Origin of the sequence: Porticoccus sp. W117 (assembly GCF_030341905.1) — a bacterium.
Classification (GTDB): domain Bacteria; phylum Pseudomonadota; class Gammaproteobacteria; order Pseudomonadales; family Porticoccaceae; genus SCSIO-12696.
The window spans coordinates 1-22,849 of sequence record NZ_JATAAF010000031.1 but is presented as its reverse complement, the minus strand read 5'-3'; the positions used below and the strand labels follow the sequence as shown (position 1 = coordinate 22,849).

The 22,849-nt window shown below is 53.2% G+C and carries 23 protein-coding genes and 1 pseudogene; 13 read left to right on the top strand and 11 right to left on the bottom strand.

Annotated features, from left to right (window positions below; genetic code table 11):
* Nucleotides 1-520 precede the first annotated feature (520 nt).
* From QSV34_RS14360 to QSV34_RS14345, 5 genes are all read right to left on the bottom strand, one after another.
* The gene (locus QSV34_RS14360) at nt 521-1,342 is read right to left on the bottom strand and encodes a hypothetical protein (RefSeq protein WP_289155838.1); all 822 of its coding nucleotides are present in this window, start codon (nt 1,340-1,342) and stop codon (nt 521-523) included.
* Between the two features lie 43 nt (nt 1,343-1,385).
* On the bottom strand, nt 1,386-1,685 hold the full coding sequence (locus QSV34_RS14355; RefSeq protein WP_289155836.1) for a HigA family addiction module antitoxin: 300 nt from the start codon (nt 1,683-1,685) through the stop codon (nt 1,386-1,388).
* Nucleotides 1,686-1,709: 24 nt separating this feature from the next.
* Complete coding sequence (locus tag QSV34_RS15225) at nt 1,710-1,985, bottom strand: type II toxin-antitoxin system RelE/ParE family toxin (protein WP_353738411.1); 276 nt, start codon at nt 1,983-1,985, stop codon at nt 1,710-1,712.
* A gap of 76 nt (nt 1,986-2,061) precedes the next feature.
* The gene (locus QSV34_RS14350; protein ID WP_289155834.1) at nt 2,062-3,348 is read right to left on the bottom strand and encodes a relaxase/mobilization nuclease domain-containing protein; all 1,287 of its coding nucleotides are present in this window, start codon (nt 3,346-3,348) and stop codon (nt 2,062-2,064) included.
* Nucleotides 3,345-3,794 (bottom strand): plasmid mobilization protein, encoded by a 450-nt coding sequence (locus tag QSV34_RS14345; RefSeq protein ID WP_289155831.1) that lies wholly within the window; start codon nt 3,792-3,794, stop codon nt 3,345-3,347. The genes QSV34_RS14350 and QSV34_RS14345 overlap by 4 nt, the downstream gene beginning before the upstream one ends.
* Nucleotides 3,795-4,091: 297 nt before the next feature.
* On the opposite strand from QSV34_RS14345, the gene QSV34_RS14340 reads away from it, so the two are divergent.
* Nucleotides 4,092-4,703 (top strand): trimeric intracellular cation channel family protein, encoded by a 612-nt coding sequence (locus QSV34_RS14340; protein WP_289155829.1) that lies wholly within the window; start codon nt 4,092-4,094, stop codon nt 4,701-4,703.
* Nucleotides 4,704-4,712: 9 nt separating this feature from the next.
* Here QSV34_RS14340 and QSV34_RS14335 read toward each other — a convergent pair whose 3' ends face one another.
* Together QSV34_RS14335 and QSV34_RS14330 are read right to left on the bottom strand one after the other, a co-directional pair.
* Nucleotides 4,713-5,366, bottom strand: coding sequence for an SPOR domain-containing protein (locus tag QSV34_RS14335; RefSeq protein WP_289155827.1), 654 nt, complete (start codon nt 5,364-5,366; stop codon nt 4,713-4,715).
* Between the two features lie 135 nt (nt 5,367-5,501).
* Nucleotides 5,502-7,715 carry a primosomal protein N' gene (locus QSV34_RS14330; protein WP_289155825.1) on the bottom strand — a complete coding sequence of 738 codons (2,214 nt, stop codon included), beginning with the start codon at nt 7,713-7,715 and terminating at the stop codon, nt 5,502-5,504.
* Nucleotides 7,716-7,843: 128 nt separating this feature from the next.
* Here QSV34_RS14330 and rpmE point away from each other — a divergent pair, with 128 nt between their 5' ends.
* The 3 genes from rpmE (at nt 7,844) to QSV34_RS14315 (ending at nt 9,776) form a co-directional block, all read left to right on the top strand.
* Nucleotides 7,844-8,059, top strand: a complete 216-nt coding sequence (gene rpmE / locus QSV34_RS14325) for a 50S ribosomal protein L31 (protein WP_289155823.1) — start codon at nt 7,844-7,846, stop codon at nt 8,057-8,059.
* Between the two features lie 25 nt (nt 8,060-8,084).
* Nucleotides 8,085-8,879: a thermonuclease family protein gene (locus QSV34_RS14320; RefSeq protein WP_289155822.1), complete on the top strand. Its 795-nt coding sequence runs from the start codon at nt 8,085-8,087 to the stop codon at nt 8,877-8,879.
* Nucleotides 8,880-9,056: 177 nt separating this feature from the next.
* Nucleotides 9,057-9,776: an outer membrane protein gene (locus QSV34_RS14315; protein WP_289155820.1), complete on the top strand. Its 720-nt coding sequence runs from the start codon at nt 9,057-9,059 to the stop codon at nt 9,774-9,776.
* 61 nt (nt 9,777-9,837) lie between these two features.
* On the opposite strand, the gene QSV34_RS14310 is transcribed toward QSV34_RS14315, so the two are convergent.
* Complete coding sequence (locus tag QSV34_RS14310) at nt 9,838-10,626, bottom strand: alpha/beta fold hydrolase (RefSeq protein ID WP_289155818.1); 789 nt, start codon at nt 10,624-10,626, stop codon at nt 9,838-9,840.
* A 70-nt stretch (nt 10,627-10,696) separates the two neighbouring features.
* On the opposite strand from QSV34_RS14310, the gene QSV34_RS14305 reads away from it, so the two are divergent.
* The gene (locus QSV34_RS14305; RefSeq protein WP_289155815.1) at nt 10,697-11,809 is read left to right on the top strand and encodes a hypothetical protein; all 1,113 of its coding nucleotides are present in this window, start codon (nt 10,697-10,699) and stop codon (nt 11,807-11,809) included.
* Between the two features lie 300 nt (nt 11,810-12,109).
* Here QSV34_RS14305 and QSV34_RS14300 read toward each other — a convergent pair whose 3' ends face one another.
* Complete coding sequence (locus QSV34_RS14300; protein ID WP_289155813.1) at nt 12,110-14,557, bottom strand: ABC transporter permease; 2,448 nt, start codon at nt 14,555-14,557, stop codon at nt 12,110-12,112.
* Nucleotides 14,554-15,273 (bottom strand): ABC transporter ATP-binding protein, encoded by a 720-nt coding sequence (locus QSV34_RS14295; protein ID WP_289155811.1) that lies wholly within the window; start codon nt 15,271-15,273, stop codon nt 14,554-14,556. The genes QSV34_RS14300 and QSV34_RS14295 overlap by 4 nt, the downstream gene beginning before the upstream one ends.
* Here QSV34_RS14295 and QSV34_RS14290 point away from each other — a divergent pair.
* From QSV34_RS14290 to QSV34_RS15220, 8 genes and pseudogenes are all read left to right on the top strand, one after another.
* Complete coding sequence (locus tag QSV34_RS14290; RefSeq protein WP_289155809.1) at nt 15,272-15,886, top strand: arylesterase; 615 nt, start codon at nt 15,272-15,274, stop codon at nt 15,884-15,886. The two genes, QSV34_RS14295 and QSV34_RS14290, sit on opposite strands and share 2 nt — an antisense overlap.
* Before the next feature lie 161 nt (nt 15,887-16,047).
* Nucleotides 16,048-16,587 (top strand): ATP-dependent protease subunit HslV, encoded by a 540-nt coding sequence (gene hslV / locus QSV34_RS14285; RefSeq protein ID WP_289155808.1) that lies wholly within the window; start codon nt 16,048-16,050, stop codon nt 16,585-16,587.
* A 217-nt stretch (nt 16,588-16,804) separates the two neighbouring features.
* Nucleotides 16,805-18,130, top strand: a complete 1,326-nt coding sequence (gene hslU, locus QSV34_RS14280; RefSeq protein WP_289155807.1) for an ATP-dependent protease ATPase subunit HslU — start codon at nt 16,805-16,807, stop codon at nt 18,128-18,130.
* A gap of 15 nt (nt 18,131-18,145) precedes the next feature.
* Nucleotides 18,146-18,607 (top strand): gamma-butyrobetaine hydroxylase family protein, encoded by a 462-nt coding sequence (locus QSV34_RS14275; RefSeq protein WP_289155805.1) that lies wholly within the window; start codon nt 18,146-18,148, stop codon nt 18,605-18,607.
* 74 nt (nt 18,608-18,681) lie between these two features.
* Nucleotides 18,682-21,186 carry an ABC transporter permease gene (locus tag QSV34_RS14270; RefSeq protein ID WP_289155804.1) on the top strand — a complete coding sequence of 835 codons (2,505 nt, stop codon included), beginning with the start codon at nt 18,682-18,684 and terminating at the stop codon, nt 21,184-21,186.
* A gap of 71 nt (nt 21,187-21,257) precedes the next feature.
* A complete protein-coding gene (locus tag QSV34_RS14265; protein WP_289155802.1) occupies nt 21,258-21,581 on the top strand; it encodes a hypothetical protein in 324 nt (107 codons plus the stop codon).
* A 145-nt stretch (nt 21,582-21,726) separates the two neighbouring features.
* Entirely contained in the window at nt 21,727-22,320 is a 594-nt protein-coding gene (locus tag QSV34_RS14260) for a hypothetical protein (RefSeq protein WP_289155801.1), read from the top strand.
* A 21-nt stretch (nt 22,321-22,341) separates the two neighbouring features.
* Nucleotides 22,342-22,668 (top strand): annotated as a pseudogene (locus QSV34_RS15220) (cysteine peptidase family C39 domain-containing protein); the annotation flags it as partial.
* 69 nt (nt 22,669-22,737) lie between these two features.
* Here the strand turns inward: QSV34_RS15220 and QSV34_RS14250 are convergent.
* The coding region (locus tag QSV34_RS14250; protein ID WP_289152310.1) for a transposase domain-containing protein at nt 22,738-22,849 on the bottom strand (112 nt) is incomplete at its 5' end.

Genomic DNA, 22,849 nt, shown 5'->3' with positions numbered 1-22,849 from the left:
ACGCTCTTTGCGAGTTTTCTTGCGGTGTTTTTCAAAACCATCGGTCAGGGATTGTTGGCGCATTCGTATCTCGGGGTTGTGGATATGCTGCTATTATCGCTCAATCGATGAATTAATCAGAGTTGCCTTTAGTTAAACAGACAATACTCACCTTGTGGCATTGGCGTGACATACTTTCCATACAGCGAAACATACATCGGAAAGTTGGTTATTTAAGAACGCTGGCTCTCTTAATGCCAAAATCTCTAGCCACTCTGTCCTTATTTCACATTGTCCTTTTTGTGCATGGCAATCTTCTGACGCTCCACCTTAAAAGCAGTGGACAAAGCCTTATATTCAGCGCGCACCCTATCATCTTTCAGGGCTTTCTTTCTGAATTGGTTAAATCTTGTCCGATTACTCATCACTTAGTACCTCCCTCAATCGTTTAGCAACTAGGTTTTTGGTTTTCTTTCATATCTTGAGGTGTTTTCTGTGAATGCAGGCATAAAATTTTACTTTGAACTACAATCAATCAGAGTTAGTGAATATCAACGATTTGCCCATCATATAACCAGAGTTCTGGGTCATACATTCCCCCTTCAACAGCCTTTTGGATTTCTCCCTCTGCCGTTATAGTTACACCATCAGGATAGTCAGTGAGTTTTTCTCTTTCACTATCCTTTAAAACAATAACAATATGCCCACGGGGGTCGCCCTCAAATGAAACATACCCTGAACCAATACGCGCTCTTCCTTTGATGCGAATCCAACCACCTTTATAGTTATCCGTCCAATTTTTCACGGTTCGGATAGAGTTTATATCTTGAATTGATTCAAGCATATCAATTGGTGTTTCTGTTATATAGGTTCTGCTATCCGAATGAACCGAAATTAGCTCGTAGCTTGCTTTCAATTCTGGCTCTGAATTTTGATTTTTTCGGATGTGTATTTTTTCAGACGATTCCGAACTTGAGCTGACACTAGTTTTTTCAGAATCCAGATCAAATAGGCTCGGCACGCCATATAGGATAATATTGGCTATAAAAACGCAAAAAACAATATTACAAAATTTTTCATTAAAGCTTGTTCGATCTACTTGGGTGATTGCCCACTTTATAGTTTTTTCATCAATTTCCAAGCTTGGCTTATCATCACCTTCAGTGGTCGAAGCCTCTAAATTCGATTTAACAGATGTAATCGTCATATACTGGATCATGGCAATGAAGCTAATCAATCCGGTTATGAAGAAAATGGGCCAAAATAGACGATCTTGATAAACAGAAGGATGGTTATAAACCACCCAGAAACCTGCACCAAATATAGTTGCAGATATGCTGAAAACAGTACCAATTTTTTCCAAACCTAAAGTCCTTTAAGTCTGACTTATTAGACGATTGGCAGTTTTACGCGTGAATTTCTTGCGGTTGCCAAGGGTGAATTTTCTTGATCTTTGCGCCAATCTCGACTTTGGCCTTATCAAGCTCATAGGCTTTTTGCAGGTTCATCCAAAGCTCTGGGCCAGTGCCAAAGAACTGACCAAGGCGAAGAGCAGTATCAGCAGTAATATCGCGCATTCCGCGTACAATCATCGATATGCGGTTAGGCGGCACATCAATCTGACGGGATAGCTCTGTTGCTGTAATCCCGATTTCATCCAGTTCATCAGCCAAGATTTCACCGGGGTGTATAGGTTCTCTAGCCATGATTAACTCCATTCATTTCATTACCTAGTGGTAATCTACAATTTCTACGTCATGGGCACCTTCATCCCATGTAAAGCAAACTCGCCATTGTATGTTAACGCGAATGCTATATTGCCCTGACCGATCACCTAACAAGGCTTCAAAGCGGTTACTCGGCAAGGCCCTCAAAGCTCCAAGTGTATCTGCGGCATCCAATATGCGAAGGCGTTTTTCCGCCTGTCTTGCGAAGCCGGAAAACGCGGGCACATGCTCACCATTAAACAGGCGTTCGGTTTTCCTACATTTGAAACTTATTATCATCTTTTATATTACCAAAATGTACGATGTACGTCAATCGTAAATATATCTATTAACTACACACTCGTCAAGCCGCAACTCACCGCTCACGATCCAAGCCACGGCTACGGCCAGATCGCATTGCTTCCCTAAACTCAGCCACTTTGCGCGTCTTGTTCTCGATCTCCTGATATTGCTCTCGATCATGGTTAAGAGCCTGCTTACGATTCTCCCTGAATGCCTCTAAGCGGTCTTTGCGGTTATCAATATTCTGCCTTTGCTCAAGATGCCGAAATCTGAGCCGGTCTTTTTCACCTCTGTCTCGTTCTTGGGCTTGAAGAGCTTCATGCTCGTTTTGCTCCCTGAGCTGGCGGTATTTGCCAGTAATCCGGTCAAATAGGCCGCGTAAGCCTCGACTGTATCGTTCCTGACGGGCCTTGGTTTCAGCCTGCCAACGAGCTTGCTGCCTTTCTTCAAGCTGGCGGCGCTGGTTGGTTTGCTCTTTAACCAGAGTGAGCCGCTGGTCCTCAATCAGTTTCAGGCGCTTTTGCAGAGCTTCTTCTTGCTGCCTTTGGAGTAGGGACAAACGACCCTGCATCTCTTTGGCAACTCTGGCTCTGGCCTCATCCACTGATGGGAGTGCATCCTGACCGTTCAATCGGGCTTTTACGTCCTTGGCGCTAACACCTACCCACTTTTTAGAGATAGAAAATATCTCGCAGCGGTGATCGAGAGCCACAAATCCACGGCGATCACCCCTTGCGAGGGTGTAGCCGCGCTCTTTCAAGGCTTGCTGAAAGCTGGACTGCGTATCACTTATGGCCCAGCTATCTTGCAAGGCGGCTTTGATCTCTCGTGGGTCTTTACCAATACGCTTGGCCTGCTGCCACTGTTCCAACGTGAAGCTCTTCGGATCGCGTTCTTTGGAATCCAAGAAGCCGCGTGGCATTTTCCAGCCATGTTCAAGATACAGTTCTTTGGATAAGTCCTTGAGCTTATAGCGGGTATAGGGCAGTTTGATTGCCTTCATTTCTTCCGCATCAATGCGTGACCACACCGCATGAGCATGGCGACGGCCTTCCTTTTCATGGAAGACAATAGCGCGGGGCTGACCAGTTAGGCCAAGTCTTTCCTCGGCTCGGCCAATAGCTTCCTCAAACACTTCTGTAGAAACCCGCTCTTCTTTAGGCGGGTTGAGACTAAGAGAAAACAGGAATTGCTTGGCCTTGGTGCCTTTGCTGATTGCATGGGCTTCATTCAGCGCAGAAACCAGATCATCTGACACAAATCCCCGAAGCTCATGCACTTCTACATGGTCGTTTTCTTCTTTGAGCAAGTGTAGAGCTAAGTCTCTGGCCCCGCCGCGCTGTGAGCCTTGCAGGATCATTGGTCTCCCCCATACTTGAGGCCCAAAGATATAAACAGGGCTTTTCGCATTTCAAGTATGCAGGCGTAGGCCTCCTGTAGTTGTACCTCGGTATCCCTTGAAACATCCAGCACACCGATATTGGCGGCATGGGCAAGCTGGTTCAGGTTCGAGGACAGGCGGGATTTACCCAATGCAGCCAACAGTGCTGCATATTGCTCTTGATCTATCTGCGGGCGGCGCAAGTCATGCTTGCGCTTCTCGGCTCGATCACCAAGTAATTGCTGGCGAATATAGGCACCAAGGCTGCGATTACCTGCCTTGGCTTCCAGATAGGCGCGCTCATCCGGTGTCAGGCGGATACTGAACGGCGCAGGTCGCTTTTTAGGCTTGGGAGTAGCTTGAGCCACAGAAGCGCGTTGAAAGTCGTGAGAGAGCCGCACACGGGGTTTTATTGCACCGCTCACTGTTCCGGCTCCTTTGGCTTCTGGAAGCCGGAAACATGATTTTCAAGATACTTATTCCACTCAGCTAGAGTATCGAATAGTTGTTCAATCTCAGGATTGAAGGCCAATTCAGAGGCTTCAAGCCCCTCTATACTCGCCTTATTCCACTCAGTTAGAATCCGGCTTTCGGAGTTCGACTTTGAACCCGCGCGGGGCACCATACCCATAAAAGCCTCGCACTTGTGCGGGGCTTTTTGTTTGCGTTTTTTAATTGTCCGGCCCTTTTAATCAGGCCCTCTTATTATTCAGGTAAGCACAGTGACCCTACTGCAGTTTCTCGATTTTGCCGGTACCGCTGCCTTCGCCACTTCCGGCGCCCTGCTGGCGGCGCGCAATCGCCTGGACATTATTGGCTTTATCTTTATCGCCAATATCACCGGTATCGGCGGCGGCACCTTGCGGGATTTGCTGTTGGATGCACCAGTGTTTTGGCTGGCAGAGTGGCACTACGTCACCACCTGCACCGTGGCGGCGGTCATCACGTATTTTGCCAGTCGCTCCATCAACCGCGGTTCAAAAGCGCTGTTGTGGGCCGATGCGGTGGGCATGGCGCTGTTCAGTGTGCTGGGGGCGCAAAAGGCCACGGCACTAGGCATGAGTGTGCCGGTAGCGGCCATTATGGGGATGTTCAGCGCCTGCGTGGGCGGCATTATTCGCGATGTGATTCTCAATGAGGTGCCCATTGTGTTCCAGCGTGAGGTGTACATCACCGCATCACTGGTGGGGGCACTGGGCTACGCGGTATCGGCGACTTTGCTTGGCCTGCCCCCGCTGTTCTGCATACTCGCTGGATGTGCCACCGCGTTTGTTATCCGCGCACTGGCCATTGCCTTCAAGCTGAGTATTCCCGCGCACAAAGGGATTGAATAAGAACGAGAGCTATCTTTTGCGTTTAATCGGCAGGGTTTCTATACCCTGGGAGGAAATGCGGTTGAGCGCGGTGGTCATCTTTCCCTGACTGTCGAATGGACCTACGATGACACGGTAGCGAACCTGGCCGGAGCTGGCGCGCACATTTTCAATGTCGGCGTTGGTAAAGTTCATCAGCATCAGCTGCACCCGGCGGGTTTCCGCATCCTGCTTTTTGGAAAAAGAGCCCGCCTGCACCAGAAATATCTCACCAATGGCAACCGGCTGGGCAGGCGCTGCTGCTTGAGTTTCAGTGGCACTACCGCGATTGTTTTGCTGTGGTTTTTGCGCTGCCGGCGGAGTTGCTTCCACTTCACGGATGGGCGCTTCCTGTTGCACCACCACTTCATCGTGGCGCAGCAGGCTGTGGAATTCGAATTCCGGTTCGCTCTGTTCAACTGGCGCCGGGCGAGTATCCGCCACCGGCAGTTCCGGCCGCATGCCGGGCACCAGAATCATGGCAGTGGCCAAGCTACCCACTGCCAAGCCGGAAATAAACCAGAACATTCCACCGTTGTTCTTTCTCGCCGGCGGCGCCTTGCGGCGAGTGGTTTGGCTGCGGGATTTGCTGCGGCTGCCGCCGCTTTTTTTGCCCTTCCCGTAATTGGAGTAGTCTCGGCTCATGGGTTGTTATTCCGTTTTCCCGATCATAGCAGTTAACAGGGGCGCGCATGGTACAGAAGCTGCTGACAACTAGCCACTGCATCAAAAAATATTTCTCGGTCTGCTCGTTGCCCTCAGCACGTCGCCCGATGCCGTTTAAACCATATCCTGCGGATCCACATCCAATGACCAGCGCACCTTCTTTGCCCCCGGCAGGTTTTCCAGCTGCACACTCCACTGACTCAGCAGTTGTTGCAATTGCGGACGCCGTTCAAAGGTCAAACTGAGTTGATAGCGGTAGCGACCACTGCGTTTTTCCATGGGGGCCGGCAGTGGCCCCAGATAGCGGCAGTTGCTGGTGGGTGGCTGTAGCGCTTCCGCTGCGGCTCGCGCCTGCTGCAAAAAGGTCTGCACATCCGTTGAATTGGACGCTTCGGCGCGCAGCAAAGCCATATAACTGTACGGCGGCATGTCGGCGACCCGGCGCTCGCTGAGCAGCTGTTGGGCAAAATACGGGTAGCCTCGCTCAGTGAGCTGTTGAATCAACGGGTGGTCACTGCAATGGGTTTGCAAAATCACTCGCCCCGGTTTGTCGCCACGGCCTGCACGCCCGGCCACTTGAGTAATCAGCTGCCCCATTTTTTCTGCCGCGCGGAAATCGGCACTGAACAAGCCGCCATCCGCGTCCAATATCGCCACCAAAGTGACATCCGGGAAGTGGTGCCCCTTGGCCAGAATCTGGGTGCCCACCAATACACAGGGCTCGCCGTTATTAACGGTTTGCACCACCTCCTGCATCGAGGCCTTGCGGCGGGTGGTATCCCGATCCACACGAAGCACCGGAAATTGCGGAAACAGGGTTTCCAGTTCCAGCTCACCTCGCTCGGTGCCCTGACCAAGGTACTGCAGCTGGCTACTGAAGCAGTTTGGGCACTGGCTGGGAATGCGGGCCTGAAGGTCGCAGTGATGACACCAGAGTTTGCGATCGCCACGATGCACAGTCATTGGCAGGTCGCAGCGATGGCAGTCGGCACTCCACCCGCAGTCATGGCACATCAGCGCTGGCGAAAAGCCGCGCCGGTTGAGAAATACCAGCGCCTGGTTGCCCGCCGCCAACTCTGCGCCAATGGCGGTGACCAGCTCATTACTGAAACCGGCGCTGAGGTTTTTCTTGCGAATATCCAGCACCTGCCAACTGGGAGCTTTGGCGGCACCGGGGCGCCCCTTGAGCAGCAATTTTTGGTAACGCCCAGCGGCGCAGTTATGCAGGCTTTCCAGCGCCGGAGTAGCGCTGCCCAGTATCACCGGCACCTGCTCTCGATGAGCGCGCACCACCGCCAGATCGCGAGCGTGGTAGCGAAACCCTTCGTGTTGTTTGAAAGACGAGTCGTGTTCTTCGTCGACAATAATGACACCGGGGTTCTGCAGCGGTGTAAATACGGCAGAGCGGGTGCCAATCACAATAGGCGCCTGGCCGGTACGCGCCATTTCCCAGGCATGCAAACGCTCGCGATCGGTCAGGCCAGAATGCATCACCGCCAGCGGGCGATTAAAGCGCTGCTGGAAGCGTTTGACAGTTTGCGGCGTCAGGCTGATTTCCGGCACCAACACCAGTGCCTGGCGGCCATAGCGCAGCGCCTTTTCAATCACCTGCAGATAAATTTCCGTTTTGCCGCTGCCGGTTTCGCCATCCAGCAAATAACTGTGATAGCCGTGCAATTCGATCTGTTCTATCACCGCCTGCTGGCCCGCATATAAACTCAAAGGCGCTTCACTGAGCAGGTTTTCCTCTGGCTGCTCACTGACAACTGGGTCGCGGTAAGCGCTTTCCACCAGTTCTTTCTTCAATAGACTGCGCAGAGATTCTCTTGAGATTCCCTCTGCGTCCAACAGCAAGCGGTTGGCACTGCCACGCTGCTGCAACAGAGTGAGTAGCTGCTGTTGGCGGGGAGCTCTTTTCAGGCCATCGGCGGGCAATCCCTTACCACGGGTAGTCAAACACCAGAACTGCTCCCGGTTATCTGGCAGTGGCTCGCCCTTGCGCAGCAATACCGGCAACGTATTGAGCAGAGCTTCCCCTATCGGGTGTTGGTAATAGCGGGCAGCCCATAGAAACAGTTCAAATAAGGTCGGCGAAAGCAACGGCTGGTCATCCAGCACCTCCGCAATAGCCTTGAGTTTGCTGGCCGCTACCTCGCTACTGCCACTGTGGCCAATCACCACACCCACCACCTGACGGCGGCCAAAGGGAACCCGCACACGCACCCCCGGCAACAGCGGTTTGCTGTGCCCTACAGGAGGCAGATAATCAAAGCTGCGCCGCAGGGGCGATGGCACGGCGATTTGGTAGTATTTAGCAGTTGAATTCATTGGGGTTTGCGAGTAGTATCCGCCATCCGTTTTTATACGCATACGGTGCCCGGCGCGACATACAGTCAGAAACAGACTGAAGTCTGAGCGACCAGGTGGCGGTATGCAAGATACTTTGAGGCATTAACATGAAAGCTGACATCCACCCAAACTACGGCCTGCTGAAAGCCACTTGCAGCTGCGGCAACGTAGTAGAAGTTAACTCCACCCGCGCTGGCGACATCCACCTGGATGTGTGCTCTGCCTGCCACCCGTTCTACACCGGCAAGCAGAAAGCCGCTACCACTGGTGGCCGCGTAGACAAGTTCAAGAAGCGCTTCGGTGGTCGGTCTACTAAAAAGTGAGCACCAAGAAGTAAGGCTTTCAGCGATGTTCTCGCTATCAAAAAGCGCCGCAGGTTTTGCCTTCGGCGCTTTTTTTATTCTCGCAGGTTTTATCCTGACCGGCTGCAGCAAAGCCAGTAGTCAAGACTGCCAACCATTCGCCCGCACCACCGATGTGGTCATTGCCAAGGTGGTCGACGGCGATACCGTGCGTCTGCAAGATGGCCGCAAAGTGCGCCTGATCGGCATTAATGCCCCGGAGCTGGGTCGCGATGGCAAACCGGGCCAGCCATTTTCCCGCGCCGCCCAAAAAACACTGCAGCAATTCCTGGGCAAACAGGCTCGCCTGTTGCTGGACAACGACAAAAAAGACAAGCACGGCCGAGTTCTCGCCCATCTTTATAACCTGAATGGCGACAGTGCCGAAGCCCATCTGCTGAATAGCGGCCTGGCATGGCATGTGGCGATACCACCCAACCTCAGCCTGGCCCAGTGCCTGGCAGATGCAGAGCAACGGGCAAGGCAACAACGCCTTGGCTTGTGGAGCTCTACAGGGATAAAACCGGTAGAAGCAAAACAGGTATCCCAGGGCGGCTTTCAAATAGTCTCCGGCAAAGTCACCGATGTGCGTTTCACAAAAGGCGGATGGTGGATCAATATAGGCCCACAAATTGCCGCCGTGATCTACTCCGAGAACCAGCATCGCTTTGATCGCAAACAACTGGCAGCATTGAAGGGAAAAACCGTTTCGGTGCGTGGCTGGATCTACTCATCAAGAAGCAAAAAATACCAACCCTGGCGGGTAAAACTGGAAACACCCTACGGGCTGGAAACTCGCTAAAACACGCCAAAAAGTTCCTTCCTTTACATTACTTTTCTCTCACAAAAAATTGTTTATTTCCTGCGGAACAATGTCATTTTTCGCAACTCTACGTTTGCGACTCCGGTGTTCAATTTTCAAATGTGTTTCCACTTTACAAGTGGTTGTTGATGTATTTAAACCTTGTAACAGGACTTTATGATGAACCCTCTTTTTCCGAAAAACCGTGGTAAAAAACTTCTTTTAACGGCGCTTGCTTCCAGCCTGTTGATTGCTGGCAGCTCCGCATTTGCCAGCGACGACGAAGGCGCTTATGTCAGCATTAACTACGGCATTTACGACATTGATTCCGTTGACGCCAACAGCCCTGGCCGCAACGTTAACGCCAGCTTTGATGACGATGGTGGCTTCGGTTTTGCCGTTGGCTATCAGTTTGAAGGCAATGCCTGGGGAAATGTCCGGGTGGAATTCAACTATGAGAATTTTGACAACGACGCAGAAACCGTCAACTTCAATGGCAATCTGTTCAGCCGCAGTGCCGGTACCGTCGCTGGCGATGTAGAAGTTGACTCCTACATGCTGAATGTGACCCAGGAGCTGGCCCAGTGGGACAAATTCACCCCTTACGCAGGCTTCGGTTTGGGCATTCGTGATATCGACGCCAACTTCCGTTACAACCCAACACTGGGCGCCTCTATTGACGACAGCGATACCGTATTCGCGTACCAGGCCTTTCTGGGGCTGGACTACAGCATCAGCGAACCGTTAACCGCTTTTGTGGAATACCGTTTTCAGGACTCTGAAGACGCTGACTTGAATCGCACTGGCGGCGGCCCCGGTGGCTTCCAGCAAACTATTCAGGATTCAGACTTCGACACGAGCGACAGTATTTCGTTGGGGTTGCGCTACCAGTTTTAAGTCGATCCAACATCACCCTGAGGAGCGTCGCTACGCTCCTCAGGGTGACGCAAACAATTAATTACCAACCAATGTGTGCATCCAAAAACTGCTGCACAATGCGATTGAAAATTTCCGGCTTTTCCGCGTGCAACCAATGGCCAGTGCCATTGATCATTTTGAAGTGCAGATTGGGAAACAGCTGTTTGATCAGGTCGGTGTGTTCAGCGGTAATGTAATCAGAGTTTTGCCCTTTGATAAACAGCGTTGGCAGCTGGCAGGGTTGGCCCTCCGGCGCCTGCATAATTTGCGGGTAGCAAGCGACGATAGTCTGTAGATTCATACGCAAAGCAAACTGTTTGTGTTCATTGCGGTAGAGGTTTTTCAACAAAAACTGACGCACACCCACCTCATCCACATACTCCGCCAACTGGCGGTCGGCGTCGGCGCGATTGCCGATGCTGTCAAACTGCAAACTGTTCAGGCCCGCCAATATGCCTTCGTGATGGGGCGGGTACTGCACCGGGGCGATATCCGCCACAGCAAATCCAATCAGGCGGGAGCAGCCCTGTAGCGCCAATTGCATCGCCACCTTGCCGCCCAGCGAATGGCCGACAATGGCAGCGTTGTCTATCTGGTTAATGTCCAGATAGTTTTCAATATCCGCTGCCATCTCCGTCAACGCCATACTGTCACTGCGGGCAGAGCGACCGTGGTTACGCAAGTCCAGGCGATGCACCCGGTAGCTATCCTCCAATGCTTTGGCCAGTTGACCCAAATTGTCGGACATACCAAATAAGCCGTGCACTAAAACAACCGTGCGCTCACCGTCACCGGACACCTGACTAAATAATTCTACGGGAGTGGGCATAGCAGAGCCTGTTGCAGTCTCAGTGGAAAAGAGGCAAGTTTACCTCATGGCAATCTCGCGGGCTAAATACATGAACGGTAAATCAACCGTCCTCACACTGGTGGCCACAGCGCTGACACTGACACTTCTGTACGCCTGCGGTGGCGGTGGTGGGGGCTCAACACCCACTCCCCCTGCCCCACCCACGCCGCCGCCAACGCCTCCCCCCACACCGGCTCCACCAACCCAAAGTGGCAGTTTGGAAACCGTACTTAAGAATATTGAGTACGGCACAGCGGCGGACAATCAGTGGCAACGGCCCAGCAGCCAGACCCGCAACACACTGTCCACTGTGATCGACCATATTCTCAACAACCGCATCGACGACGCCCACAGCGAAGCGCAAAACATCGATTACGAAGTGGTGGTGTTTACCGACACCGATGTCACCCCCAATCGGGTACACCACATTTTGCGGGAAGAAGCGCAGGTACCCGCCAGTGCCTCCACCGGCGGTGGTACCTATGTGTTCTATAGGGATGGCCGCGACCTGGTGATTGAATCGCCGCACCCACTGTCAGACATCAACACCGAATTACAGGGCATCGAAACTTACCTGGCCACCAACGCCAAAGCCCTGCTGCTGTCGGGTACAAGGCGCGACAGCTCAACCAGCGAAGACACCTGTCAAAACGGTTTTGCGGATTCCGATGCCTCTCACAATATCGAGCACCTGTTCCAGGTAGCTCACGAAGCACTGGATGGCGCGAATACGTTGTTCTTGCAGCTGCACGGCATGGGCAGCAGCTCCCGCGACAACATTCGGGCGCAGTGCGACCCCACGTCCAACGATCGTTTGGTGAACCTCAGCGAAAGCGTCAATGCCCTCTCCGACCCGACACTGGGAGGCTTTATTCACGAATTGGATGCTCGCATTACCGCAGGCGGCATGATTGCCTCCTGCCTGTACTCACCCAGCCAGGATGTGAACATCAACGACCGCTTTAGCTCCAGCCTGGGCGGCACCCTAAACACCCAGGGCCGCGCCACCAACGGCTCAAGCAGCCCCTGCGATCAGGCAGCGACAGTGAGTAGCCGACGCTTTATACACTTTGAACAGAGCTTTGATATTCGCATGAGCGAGGGCGATCGGCAGATCATGACCGATCATATTGTGGAAGCGGTGGAGGTGTTTTTTCCGTAGCAGCTGCGAGCGTCGCGCTACGGGCAGCGAGCTGATTGAGCGAACTCGCCATTCAGAACAATATTCAAAGGACTGGCAGGAATCTCTTCGCTGCGCTCCACTAGTGTCCGGTAACACTCCCAAGCCCGTCATTCCCGCGTAGGCGGGAATCCACAAACCTCGGTATTTTTAGGCTTTAGTGCAATATCCAACATGGATCCCCGCCTGCGCGGGGATGACGATTCTTTTGAGTTCGCTGCGCTCGGAATGACAAACTCGCTCGATCAGCTCGCTGCCCGAAGCCAGTAGCCCGAAGCTAAATCACAACAACGCCCGCGGCGATACCTGCAATACCTTGCGGGTACTCAAGTACCCACACAACCCGGTCACCGAGCCCAGCAACGTGGGCAACAACACCCACAGCAGCAAACTGCTCTGGTAATTGAGTTCAAACTGCTGGTAGAGCTGCTGACAGGCCAGCTCCACGCCAAGGGCGGCGAACAGCCCCGCTAACACACCCAACAAACTGTACTCCGCCAGGGTGGCAGAACGCAGGTAGTTGCGGCTGGCACCAAAGGCGCGCATCAATGCGCCTTCCCGCAAGCGGTCGTCCAGGGTGCTTTGAATGGACGCCAGCAACACGGTAATGCCCGCCAGAAATACAAACAACAGCAGCAATTCCACCATCAATGACACCTGGCCCAACATGTCACGAGCCTGGCGAATAATGGCGTCTACCTCAATCAGTGACACCGACGGAAATTCCCGCAGCATTTCCACCAACAGAGATTCCTGCCCCGTTGGCAAACGGAAGCTGGTGAGGTAGTAGGCAGAGAAATCTTCCAGCGTACCCGGCTGAAAAATCATATAGAAATTGGGGGTAAACGATTGCCAGTTTACGGTGCGCAGGCTGGTCACAGTGGCACTGACTTCGGTGCCAGCGATATCCACCTTGAGGGTATCTCCCACTTCAATACCCAGGCGTTCCGCCAGCTCTTGTTCCACCGACACTTCCGGCTGGGACGATTGACTGCGCCATTGGCCAGCGACGATTTTGTTGTTCTCCGGCGGCTGTTCCAACCAGGTGAAATTCAATTCCCGGTTAAGGGCACCGCTGCGCTCAGTGCCCTCTGACCTTTCCCACAACAGGCGACCGCGCACAATCGGATACAGCTGGGTATCAATGCCGGCATCTGCCAGTTTTTGTTGGAAGGCCTGGCGCTCGAAGGGCTGGATATTAAACACAAATTTATCCGGTGCATCGGCGGGCAGCTGTTGCTGCCACTGGGCCACCAAATCGGTGCGCAGCAGCAACAGAATCACCATCACCATGGCGGTCAAGCCAAAGGCCAGCAACTGCCCGGTAGTGGTGCCAGTGTGGCCTACCAGGTTGCGCAAGCTGCGCAGCCACAGCCCGCGACCGGTCGAACTGACGGACAGAGATCGGCGCACGCCTTTCAGCAGCAGGAACAGCAATACAGCCAGCACACCCACTGCGGCGGCTGCCACCACCAGAATCAATAACACCTGGCCAATATTGTCGAACAACAGCAGTAGCAAGCCCGCCAGGGCGGCACTGGCCACCCCATACACCAACCAGGCGGAAGCGGGTAGCGGCAACAGCTCGCGGCGAAATACCCGCAATGGTGGCACCCCTTTCAAGCGCAACACCGGTGGCAACGCCACACCAATCACCAGCAATAGAGCGGTGGCAAAGCCGGTAAAGTAAGGGCCAATACCGGCGCCGGGCAGCTGGGTGGTCAACAGCGTCTGCACTACCGCCAACAGCCCAAGATGCGCCAGCCAACCGAGCACCAGGCCCAAGGCTCCGGCAGCCAATGCCAACAACAACAGCTGCCACAGGTAAAGATTCACCAGGGGCTTTTGCTGCAACCCTAAACAACGCAGCAAGCCACTGACATCAAAGTGGCGCTCACTGTAGCGGCGCGCCGCCATGGCAATGGCCACCGCAGCCAGAAAAATCGCCAACAGAGCCGCCAGCCCGAGGTATTGCTCGGCGCGGCCGACAATATCACCAGTGCGACCGCTGGCTCCTCGGGATGAGGTAAAGCGGTGTCCCGGCCCCAGCTGGGGTTCCAGTTGCGCCCGCAGTTGCTCGCTGTTATCGCCAGCGAACAGGTATTTGTAGCTGATGCGGCTGCCGGGTTTGATCACCTCAGTGGCGGCCAGGTCAGCGGCGTTCATCAGTACTCGAGGGTTGAAATTAAACAGCCCGGCCACGCTGTCCGGTTCGTAGGTCAGCACTTTGCCAATACGCAGCTGTGCGGCACCCAGTGAGATGGTATCCCCCAGCTCTACTCCAAGCCGGGTAAGTACGCGCACATCCACCCACACCGAACCAGCGGGAGGCGGCTGATTGACAGCGCTCTCCTCCCCATAGGGGCGGTCGGCAATACGTAGCTCACCGCGCAGCGGATAACTTTCAGTGACCGCTTTGATATTGGTGAGCAGAAACTCATCATCAAACGACACCACGGTGGCAAATTCGGTGCTTTCGGCAACATCCAGCCCCAGTGCCCGCCCCTGCTGTAACCATTGCGTGTCGGGCTCACGGCTGCTGGTGAGAATAAGATCCGCGCCCACCAACTGGGCACTCTGCTGTTGCAACAGGCGGGCAAAGCGGTCGGTGAGCAGGTTGATGGTGGTAACGGCCATCACCGCCACCACCAGTGCCAGTAGCAGCACGCGCAATTCTCCCGCACGCCAATCCCGGCGCAGCATGCGCGCTGACAGGGTCAACGACTTCACAGGGCTGCCTCCGCCTGGGCAGCCACCACCTGCCCCGCCGACAGACGAACCTGGCGATCGCAACGCTGCGCCAATTGTTCATCATGGGTGACCAGTACCAGCGTGGTGCCCTGCTCCCGATTGAGGGCAAACAACTGTTCAATGACTTTTTCCCCGGTAGCGGAGTCAAGATTGCCGGTGGGCTCATCCGCCAGCAACAGTTTCGGCTGGGTAACAAAAGCGCGGGCAATGGCCACCCGTTGCTGTTCACCGCCGGACAGTTGCGCCGGTGTGTGGCTGAGGCGATCCTGCAAACCCACTCGCTGCAGCAATTGCTTGCCACTGTCCACACCGTTGATGCCCCTGAGCACTTCCAGCGGCAAGGTGACATTTTCCAGAGCCGTGAGATTGGGCAGCAACTGGAAGGACTGGAACACAAAACCCACAAGGTCGGCCCGCAAAGCAGCTCGGCCATCTTCATCCAGCGCGCTGAGTGACTGGCCACAAAGGGCCACATCACCACTGCTGGGTAAGTCGAGTCCAGCCAGCAAACTCAACAATGTCGACTTACCCGAACCGGACACTCCGACCACCGCCACTGTCTCACCGCTGTTGATGGAGAAACTGACATCGTCGAGAATGGTCAAAGGGCCATCGCCAGTGGATACCACTTTGGTCAAGCCGCTGGCGCGGATCACCACATTGTCTTCAACATCACGGGTTTCTGAGTTGCTCATGAAAAAAGCCTTGTTATCTGCTGTCTTTTATTTTGCTTTGTTGCTGCCTGCGGCGGCGGCCGCACAGTCTATCCTTGTGCTTGGCGACAGCCTCAGCTCGGCCTATAACATGAGCCAGGAGCAGGGGTGGGTCAACCTGCTGCAACAAAAGTTGACACAACAATACCCGCAAGCGCGTTATAAAGTTGTGAATTCCAGCACCAGTGGCGACACCACCGCCGGTGGCCTTAACCGCCTTCCCGCCATGCTGCGCCAACATCAACCAAAGGTGGTGATTATTGAATTGGGCGGCAACGATGGCCTGCGCGGCCTGTCGCTAAAACAGATGCGTGCCAACCTGACACGCATGATCGAGCTGAGCAAAAACAACGACGCACAGGTAGTGCTTGCGGGCATGCACATCCCCCCCAATTACGGCCAGCGCTACACCCAGTTGTTTCATCAAGTGTATGTGGAGCTGGGCCAACAGCAAGAGATCGCGCTGGTACCTTTCCTGCTGGAGGATATCGGTGGTGTCAACGACTTGATGCAGGCCGACGGCATACACCCCAACGCCAAAGCGCAGCCGGTTATTCTCGATAATATCTGGCCTCACCTGGAGCCGTTGTTGTAACCGCAGAACTGCAAGGCCGTCATCCCCGCGAAAGCGGGGATCCATTTCGAGCAAACCACCGAAATGGTGGATTCCCGCCTTCGCGGGAATGACGAGCACGGTTGAATTCTCCATCTTCGCCCCCAAATAGTCTCCATCCTTAACTGATGGAGCAACACCACGTGGAACAGTATCGTGGCACCACTATTCTCTCGGTGCGCCGCAACGGCAAAGTGGTTATTGGCGGCGACGGCCAAGTAACTCTGGGCAACACCGTAATGAAAGGCAACGCCAAAAAAGTGCGTCGCCTGCACAACGGCAAAGTGATTGCCGGATTCGCCGGCGGCACCGCCGACGCCTTTACCCTGTTTGAACGCTTCGAAGCCAAGCTGGAGGAGCACCGAGGTAACCTCACCCGCGCCGCCGTGGAGCTGGCCAAAGACTGGCGCACCGACCGCATGCTGCGTCGCCTGGAAGCACTGATGGCGGTGGCGGACGAAACCGCCTCGCTGATCATCACCGGCAACGGCGATGTCATGCAGCCGGAAGACGACTTGATCGCCATCGGCTCCGGCGGCGCCTTCGCCCAATCCGCCGCCCGCGCCCTGTTGGACTGCACTGAAATGAGCGCCCGCGAGATTGTCGAGAAAGGCCTGGATATCGCTGGTGACGTGTGTATCTACACCAACAAAAATCGCACGATTGAAGAAATTGAATATTAAGATTTAACCATCGTCATCGCGAGCGCAGCGACGCGATCCAGTGTCTTTAAGCCACTGGATTGCCACGCTCGCCTTTCTCTATAAAAGAAAGGCTCCCTCGCAATGACGGTTTTGCCTTTAGCGTGCGACGTCAGACTTCCGACGTGCGACCAACCCAAATTGAACTGTGCCACTTAGTAACCCAAATGGCACCGCATAGATAAGGACTCCGAACAAAATGTCCAACATGACCCCAAGAGAAATCGTTTCCGAACTGGACCAACACATCATTGGCCAGGACAAAGCCAAGCGCGCCGTCGCCATTGCCCTGCGCAACCGCTGGCGTCGTATGCAGTTAAACGAAGAGCTGCGCAACGAAGTGACCCCAAAAAATATTCTGATGATCGGCCCCACCGGTGTGGGTAAAACCGAAATTGCCCGCCGCCTGGCACGGCTGTCCAACGCGCCTTTTATCAAAGTGGAAGCCACCAAATTTACCGAAGTGGGTTATGTGGGCCGCGAGGTGGACTCCATTGTGCGCGACCTGGTGGAAACCGCTGTTAAACAAGTGCGCGAGCAGGAAATGCAAAAAGTGCAGCAGCGCGCCACCGACGCCGCCGAAGAGCGCATTCTCGATATTCTGTTGCCCCCCGCTCGCAGCCCTCAGGGCGAAGAGGAAAAAGAATCCAGCACCCGCCAGGTATTTCGCAAAAAACTGCGCGAAGGCCAACTGGACGACAAGGAAATTGAAATTGAAGTGAGCGCCGCGCTGGGCGTGGAGATTATGGCCCCTCCCGGCATGGAAGAAATGACCAACCAACTGCAAGGCATGTTCTCCAACCTGGGTTCCAACAAAACCAAAAAAGCCAAGATGCCGGTGTCCAAAGCGCTGGTGATGTTGCGCGACGACGAAGCCGCCAAACTGGTCAACGAAGAAGACATCAAAAGTCGCGCTATTGAGGCAGCAGAGCAAAACGGCATTGTGTTTATCGATGAGATCGACAAAGTGGCCAAACGCGCCGATACCTCCGGTGCCGATGTATCCCGCGAGGGTGTGCAACGCGACCTGTTGCCACTGATCGAAGGCTGCACCATCACCACCAAATACGGCATGATCAAAACCGACCACATTCTGTTTATTGGCTCCGGTGCTTTCCACCTCACCAAACCGTCGGACTTGATTCCCGAGTTGCAGGGCCGTCTTCCCATTCGCGTAGAACTGGAATCACTCACCGCCAACGATTTTGAGCGCATCCTCACCGAGCCCACCGCATCTCTTACCGAGCAGTACCGGGAACTGTTGGCCACCGAAGGTTTGGCTGTGGCATTTGCCGACGACGGCATTCGTCGCTTGGCGGAGCTGGCCTTTGAAGTGAACGAAAAAACTGAAAACATCGGTGCCCGCCGCCTGCACACCATGCTGGAGCGGCTGCTGGAAGCAGTATCCTTCGAAGCCGCCGACTTGGCTGCCAAAGGCGACAAAGTCACCATCGACACCGACTACGTAAACAATGCCCTTGGCGAGCTCAGTCAGGATGAAGACTTGTCGCGGTTTATTTTGTAAGACGAGAGACGAAAGATGGCAGATGAGAGACAGGAAAAACCAAATCGCAGCAACGAGCACATCTCTCGTCTTTCATCTCCCGTCTCCCGTATTCCCACCAAAATCAAACTCCACCAAGCCAACAACACGCTGGAAATGACCTACAACAACGGCGCACAGTTTGAACTGAGTGCCGAATTCCTGCGGGTGCACTCTCCCAGCGCCGAAGTCAAAGGCCACGACCCTGGTCAGGAAATTCTGCAACACGGCAAAAAACACGTAGCTATAGAAAAAACAGAACGGGCAGGCAATTACGCCTTACGGCTGTTCTTTGACGATGGCCACGATTCCGGCATCTACACGTGGAAGTACCTGTACGAGCTGGGCTGCAACCACGACAGGCTTTGGCAAAACTACCTGCAAAAGCTACAAGCAGCGGGTAAACACCGGGAAGCGGATGTGCAAGTGGTGCAACTGATAAACCCGAACCAACCATAATTTCGTTTACAATGTGGCGCCACACCATATTCTTCTGTAGAGTTAATCCAGTATAAGCAAGGAGAAAGAAACGGATGTTCTACAGCTATCTACTGACGGCCCTGCGCAGCATGGTCAAAAACCCGCTGTACTCAGCAATCAATATATTTGGTCTGTCCGTTGGCCTCGCCTGCTGTATCGTTTTCCTCGCCTTTCTGACTTATCAGTTCAGCTTTGACACCCAGTTCGACGGTTACCAGCGCATATACCAGGTAACCCAAACACGAACATTCGAAGGGGGTAGAGAATTCACCCAACCACGAATTTCCAAAGCTGATCACGATACCCTCATCGCCAACCTGCCAGATATTGAACAGCATACTGCCATGCGCCGCGGCCAGATCAGGGTGGACATGCCAGATGCTCGGGTTGAAACAATTGCCTACGCCGACGACAGCTTTTTTGCGATTTTCAACCTGCCCATGGTTGATAAAAACCCTGGGCCTCTGCTGGCACAACCCAATCAAGCCGTAATCAGCGAGTCTTTTGCCAAAAAATATTTTGGCAACCAGTCGCCAGTGGGCAAAACCCTGACTCTGGAAAACGGCGCCTTGGTGATAACCGGGCTGATGAAAGATGTTCCCGCCAACACGCACCTGGCTTCTCCAGGACTACAGATACTGGTTGCTATTAGTGGAGCACCTAGCCGACCGGCAGCGCAAACGTCTTACATGAGCTATCTGAAGTTTGAGAAAGGCACTCAAATAGAGGAGTTAAACCACCAGATTGCCTACTTGACCGGCAAGGAGAAGTCGCAGGGCGATAGTGGCACTGCCGACAGCACCACTGGCGCCAGCTGGAACAACAATGTAAAAACAGGCCTACAACCCATCTACCTGTCACATTTGGCCTCTGGCGCCTTGGGTACCGGAGGCAGTAGTGATCTGTTCCAGAACTGGTACTTTATCTACGCCTTTGGCGGCCTTGCAGCCGGTGTGTTGTTGATTTCCTGCTTTAATTTTATCAACCTCACCACCGCCCGCTTTACCCAGCGCAACCGGGAAATTGGCCTGCGCAAAGTGATGGGAGCCAGCAAAGGGCATATTCTCGGTCAGTTTTTTTGCGAGGCGCTGCTGTCTACCCTGCTCGCCATTGTGGTGGGTTTTGTTATCGCCAACATGGCTTTGCCCTGGTTTGGGCAACTGATTGAAATTGACCTTGCAACAGTGGATTACGGTACCGCTTTCTTTTACCTGTGTCTGGCCGGGTTAATTATTGCCACCACTTTATTTGCCGGGTTTTACCCCGGCATGGTGTTGTCGCGAGTAAAGCCCATTGCGGCGCTTTCCGCCAATACACCAGCCGCTTCCAAAAGTCAGCTGCGGAAAATACTTACGGTTGTTCAGTTTTCCCTGTCCATCTTATTGATGACCGTTTGCTTTACCCTCTACCAGCAACTCAATCATCTGAAAAACCTGGATCTGGGCATCAATCTGGAAAATGTTGCCCTGGTTGGCATGGGTAGAGGCATGGGAATATCGTTACAAAAGCCGGGGCAGCAAGACACCATGGAGGAGCAATTGCTGGCACACCCGGCCATTGAGTCTGTTTCACTCGCACCGTTCAGTTTTGGAGAAATTGAAAACGAGTACCTGTTAACACAGGCCAACGCAAACCCCATCTCTTTGACCATGATGGTCACAGACAAGTACTTTTTTGACCACTACCAAACCAAATTAGCCGCAGGCGTTACCTTTGACCCCAACAAACCCAGCCATAAGATCACCATCGGCAGTAGCACCTCAACTCCAGGCACCACTGTTGCTGGAGGCGGCAGGCAACCGTCCAGCTCCGGTGCGGTGATTCTCTCGCAAACCGGCATGGATAAATTGGGCATCAGCAATCCGCAAGCTGCCATCGGCAATAAACTAACTCTTAAAGATAACAGCGCGATTGTGCTTACAGTAATAGGCGCTACCAAAGCCTTTCCGAAAATAATGGAAGATGAAGATAAAACCGTGCCCTTCGGAGCCGACCTTCTTGTGCTAGGGGATGAAAAAAGCCTTTCCGGCGTACTAACCGCGCGCATTCAAGGCAGCATGATGGAAGAGGGCAAAAACCACATTTCCCAAGTCACCAAACGCATCAACGGTCGCCGTACTGGAATAACCTTTATTGAACAAGAACTGGCCGGACTGTTTGAAGTACTGGCAAGAGCCATGGCCAGTGTGGGTATTTTTGCGGTGCTTGCCATTATCGTGGCCATTATGGGGCTGTATGCCATGTCAACATTTACTGTAGAGCGCCGCACCCGCGAAATTGGAATTCACAAAGTGATGGGTTGTTCCAGAACAAGGCTAACCGGGCTCTTGGCCTGGGACTTTTGCAAACCGGTGTTTATTGCCCTGGCCATTGCCATACCCTTGGCCTACATCGCCGCCAATCAGGTGATTCAACACTTTGCTGCGCGCATACCGCTGGAATGGATCACCTTTGGGCTGGTGCCATTAATCACCATCGCCATTGCCTTGCTTACCGTCAGCGGCCATACCATCAAAGCGGCTCAAACCAATCCGGTTATTGCACTTCGGTATGAATGAGCACATGTAAGCCCCAAAAAACACGATAGTGTCGCATATCTATACGTTAATGCTCTGAAAAAGGAGAATACATGAGGGAGCAAAAATTTGAATATGGCCCAATTTCACGTGGCTGTTATGTCGCACTATTATGGCTAACAGTATTTTTTGCTTTCACTGATCCAAAAAAATTACCTGCGCATATAGGGGTTCTGTTATTTCTCGGGCTTGGGTTGCGACCTTTACTCGAATGCACAGGACTTTGTGACCTATGGCAACAGTTCCGAGGTGCTGTCAATGATCGTCGATACCGTAAAATCAGCCAGAAGAAACGCGTAGAAGTAGAACGCAAAGATCGAAATAAACGTTATAAAAGGGCACGATTTAAAGACCCTCGTTTACCAAAAAACTGGTAAGCTCTCTCTTCTAACTGGAGGATTTTTGATTTTTCCATGCACTATAAATTCTGACTAGCTCACCTCCCTTGGTCACACTAAAATCACCTTTATTTTGCATATACTGCCTGCAGTAGGCTAAATTTGAAAGCTAAAGCTCATTAGCATGGATAAGGAAAGCAGCAAGATGCGAAGCGAGTTATTTAGGACAGAGGTTATTGAAAACCGCCGCCAATCTCTACTGGGCGATATTATTCTTGCCCAGCCCCTATCATTCCGCACTCTGACCTGTGTTGTTTTTACCGTTCTTGCTGCCACTCTTTTATTTCTTGCCCTTACCCCATATAGCCAAACCCAATCCTTTACCGGCCAATTAGTGGCAGAGTCCAAATCCAATCGCTTTATTGCCAGCCTGTCTGTGCCACTACGTGATCTGAATGTATTACCTGTTGGCGCCACTGTTCAATTGAGCTATTCCAATTACCCTTCAGCCGAGTTTGGTACTTACGCTGGTGTCGTGTCTGGCGAGGGCCAGTTGCACACTGCTGTTGATGCGAATGTCCATGGGGTTGTTGGCCCAACTTATGAGGTTCCCATCACTTTAGAGGCTCAACAAGTAAGCGCCTACGACCGCTCTTTTGAGCTAAGCGAAGATTTGCCCGTAGTGGCCTACATCACTCACTCGGAGCAATCCTTGCTCACTTGGCTGTTAAATCGCTCCACCAATTCTTCTAACAGCGGCGGACGCGGACAAGGCTAAGGGGTAGCAAAGGGAACTGACATGAGCCAGCAAGGACGCGAACATAGCGATACACCCTCTTTCGAATCTCAACCCCACAAACGCCTGAACTTTGGTTTCCGTAGTGGACTGTTCGGCCCTCGCAAGCACCTGCCTGTAATCCACCAATCTGGCGCTGCGGAATGTGGCCTTGCTTGCCTGGCCATGGTGGCTAACTACCACGGTCATAAAGTTGACCTGGATACACTTCGCCGCCGCTTTCCCGTTTCATTAAATGGCCTCGACTTAAGCGCCATCAGCAGCATGGCCGACCGCCTGCATTTGCAGCCCCGCGCTGTCAAACTGGAGATGGAAGGCCTCAGGGTGCTTTATACCCCCTGTATCTTGCACTGGAATATGAAGCACTTTGTGGTTCTCAAGAAGGTAAGCGTCCGGTCATCACCCCTTGACCGACTCACTCCAATTATGCGGCAGCAATTCCTCAATCCGGTTGCTCTTCTGTGTTGGCAGTTTCTCCAACACATCTTTCAGATACGCATACGGATCATGG

Bases quoted from the DNA above. Each gene is read 5' to 3' on its own strand.
- QSV34_RS14295 (WP_289155811.1), bottom strand. From the start codon at position 15,273: ATGAGCAACTCAGAAACCCGTGATGTTGAAGACAATGTGGTGATCCGC.
- QSV34_RS14330 (WP_289155825.1), bottom strand. From the start codon at position 7,715: ATGAATTCAACTGCTAAATACTACCAAATCGCCGTGCCATCGCCCCTG.
- QSV34_RS15225 (WP_353738411.1), bottom strand. From the start codon at position 1,985: ATGATAATAAGTTTCAAATGTAGGAAAACCGAACGCCTGTTTAATGGT.
- QSV34_RS14310 (WP_289155818.1), bottom strand. From the start codon at position 10,626: ATGCCCACTCCCGTAGAATTATTTAGTCAGGTGTCCGGTGACGGTGAG.
- QSV34_RS14335 (WP_289155827.1), bottom strand. From the start codon at position 5,366: ATGAGCCGAGACTACTCCAATTACGGGAAGGGCAAAAAAAGCGGCGGC.
- QSV34_RS14355 (WP_289155836.1), bottom strand. From the start codon at position 1,685: ATGGCTAGAGAACCTATACACCCCGGTGAAATCTTGGCTGATGAACTG.
- QSV34_RS14260 (WP_289155801.1), top strand. From the start codon at position 21,727: ATGGATAAGGAAAGCAGCAAGATGCGAAGCGAGTTATTTAGGACAGAG.
- QSV34_RS14315 (WP_289155820.1), top strand. From the start codon at position 9,057: ATGATGAACCCTCTTTTTCCGAAAAACCGTGGTAAAAAACTTCTTTTA.
- hslU (WP_289155807.1), top strand. From the start codon at position 16,805: ATGTCCAACATGACCCCAAGAGAAATCGTTTCCGAACTGGACCAACAC.
- QSV34_RS14270 (WP_289155804.1), top strand. From the start codon at position 18,682: ATGTTCTACAGCTATCTACTGACGGCCCTGCGCAGCATGGTCAAAAAC.
- QSV34_RS14305 (WP_289155815.1), top strand. From the start codon at position 10,697: ATGAACGGTAAATCAACCGTCCTCACACTGGTGGCCACAGCGCTGACA.
- rpmE (WP_289155823.1), top strand. From the start codon at position 7,844: ATGAAAGCTGACATCCACCCAAACTACGGCCTGCTGAAAGCCACTTGC.
- QSV34_RS14320 (WP_289155822.1), top strand. From the start codon at position 8,085: ATGTTCTCGCTATCAAAAAGCGCCGCAGGTTTTGCCTTCGGCGCTTTT.
- QSV34_RS14275 (WP_289155805.1), top strand. From the start codon at position 18,146: ATGGCAGATGAGAGACAGGAAAAACCAAATCGCAGCAACGAGCACATC.
- QSV34_RS14290 (WP_289155809.1), top strand. From the start codon at position 15,272: ATGAAAAAAGCCTTGTTATCTGCTGTCTTTTATTTTGCTTTGTTGCTG.
- QSV34_RS14265 (WP_289155802.1), top strand. From the start codon at position 21,258: ATGAGGGAGCAAAAATTTGAATATGGCCCAATTTCACGTGGCTGTTAT.
- QSV34_RS14350 (WP_289155834.1), bottom strand. From the start codon at position 3,348: ATGATCCTGCAAGGCTCACAGCGCGGCGGGGCCAGAGACTTAGCTCTA.